Source organism: Sphingomonas sp. FUKUSWIS1 (genome assembly GCF_000733135.1).
Lineage (GTDB): Bacteria > Pseudomonadota > Alphaproteobacteria > Sphingomonadales > Sphingomonadaceae > Sphingomonas > Sphingomonas aerolata.
In genome coordinates this window covers 1-1,500 of the sequence record NZ_JPJC01000191.1, presented here as the reverse complement: position 1 = coordinate 1,500, position 1,500 = coordinate 1, and the positions used below count along the sequence as shown (strand labels likewise).

The 1,500-nt window shown below is 66.2% G+C and carries 1 protein-coding gene; it reads left to right on the top strand.

Annotated features, from left to right (window positions below; translation table 11 throughout):
- Window positions 1-77 precede the first annotated feature (77 nt).
- Complete coding sequence (locus sphsw_RS11850; RefSeq protein WP_031440800.1) at window positions 78-1,421, top strand: IS1182 family transposase; 1,344 nt, start codon at window positions 78-80, stop codon at window positions 1,419-1,421.
- The last annotated feature ends 79 nt before the right edge of the window (window positions 1,422-1,500 follow it).

Genomic DNA, 1,500 nt, shown 5'->3' with positions numbered 1-1,500 from the left:
CGAGACTGTTGAAAAACGCGTGCTTGCGACGACGAGGAAGGCGTGATTCACTCCTGCCAGGCGGCGGGAGTATGGACATGATGGGTCGGCAGGTGGCGCAAGGCGCGCTGTTCTACGGTTTCCGGCTCGACGATCATGTGCCTGCCGACCACCTTCTCCGGCGCATCGACGGCGTGCTGGACCTCGGCTTCGTGCGTGAGGCGCTGGCAGCGAGCTACAGCGCGAGCGGTCGACCCTCGATCGATCCGGAGCTGATGCTCAGGATGCTGCTTGTCGGCTACCTGTTCGGCATCCGCTCGGAACGGCGCCTGTGCGAGGAAGTGCATCTCAACCTCGCTTATCGCTGGTTCTGCCGGCTCGATCTGGGCGACCGAGTGCCCGACCATTCCACCTTCTCCAAGAACCGGCACGGCCGCTTCCGCGCCTGCGACTTACATCGTCTGCTATTCGAGCAGGTAGTCGCGCGGTGCGCCGCGGCCGGGCTGGTAACGGGGCGCGACTTGGCGGTGGACGGCAGCACGATCATGGCCGACGCCAGCCGCGAGAAGAAGCTGAAGGGGGCCGTCGCCGCAGACGAGCTTCGTGCCGGGGAAAGCATATCGCGACCCGTCGCCGAATATCTGGCGGCGCTCGATGCCGCGTTGCCGCCGGACCCCGACGAACCAGCGCCCGTCGATCCGACCAGCATCTCGCCGACCGACCCGCAGGCGGCGCTGACCTGCAAGCACGGACCGGCGCGCTACGCATACGCCATTAACCCCCTGCTCGACCTCGACACCGACTGCATCCTCGACGTGGAGGCGACGCCCGCCCGCTTCGCAGCCGAGGTGGCGGCGACCCGGACGCTGGTGTCACGCGCCGGCACCAGGCTGGGCATCGAACCCGAGAGCCTCGCGGCTGACAAAGCATATGGCAGCGGCCCGTTGCTCGGCTGGCTAATCGACCGGAAAATTACCCCGTACATCCCGGTCATCGACCGCAGCCGCCAACGCGACGCCTTCTTCACCCGTGATGCTTTTCGCTATGACCGCGAGGCCGATACCTATCGCTGCCCGGCCGATAAGCCGCTCGGCTATTGCGGCACCAAACGCGCCAACCAAGTTCGCGTATACCGAAGCCATGTTGCCGATTGTGCTGGCTGCGAACTGAAGCCCCGATGCACCGTCAGCCGGAAACGCAGCATCACCCGCCTCGTCAGCGAGGATGCCCGCGATGCCGCGCGCGCCCTTGCCGGCACCGACGCCTATGTGCACGCGCGGCGTCGAAGAAAGCGGATCGAGCGCGTGTTCGGCCACCTGAAACGCAACTTGGGGCTACGAACGCTCAAGCTGAGAGGCCTCGCCGGAGCAGCTGAGGAGTTCTCCATGGCTGCCGCGGCATACAACCTCCAGCTGCTGGCCCGGCAGGCCGCGCCGGCCTGATACGCGGCGCATCCTCCGGTGCCCGGCGTCACCTGTCATCCACCACGCTGATCCCACGCGATCCTTTTTCAACAGTCTC